At 71.9% G+C, this 531-nt stretch carries 1 pseudogene; it reads right to left on the bottom strand.

The features are described from left to right. Positions 1-44: 44 nt before the first annotated feature. A pseudogene (locus G3I56_RS42760) lies at positions 45-531 on the bottom strand (plasmid transfer protein); the annotation flags it as partial.

The raw sequence follows: 531 nt of genomic DNA, 5'->3' as shown, positions 1-531 counted from the left end.
AGTTCGCGCGAGGCGGTCGCGCCGACCGGGGTGGGAAGGTGCGGTCAGGCGGTGGCCGGCTGGGCGGCCGGGGCCGGGATCTCGACCGGTACCAGGGCGGGCAGCACCGGCCGGAAGGCCTCCAGGCCCTCGAGCACGGGGGTGCGGTGCGCGTGCGTCGTACAGGCGTTCACGGCCTGCCGCATCGTGGTGAAGGGGGTGCGGATGCGGACCCAGCCGCCGGTGGAGTCACCGGCCACGGCCATGCCGGGGCGTTCGACGGGGATCTGTGTCGTGGCGAGCACGGCATCGGGTGAGATGTCGGCGAACGCCATCTTGGCGGAGGCTTCGTCGTTGACGCGGTGCGAGATGCGGCCGGTGAGCTGGGCTCGGAGCATCGTGATGCCGTCGCCGAGTTCGGCGCCGAAGCGCTGCCCGCAGATCTCGACATAGATCCCGGCAGCGCGGCCGAGCTGGACCAGGCGCACGAGGGCGGTGACGATCCGCTCGCGGCGCTTCTTCTCGGTCGTGTTGGAGAACAGGGCCAGTTCG

It is taken from the genome of Streptomyces sp. SID12488 (genome assembly GCF_010548275.1).
GTDB lineage: Bacteria > Actinomycetota > Actinomycetes > Streptomycetales > Streptomycetaceae > Streptomyces.
Note: the sequence above shows the minus strand (reverse complement) of the source record. Positions and strands in the feature narration are given on the sequence as shown.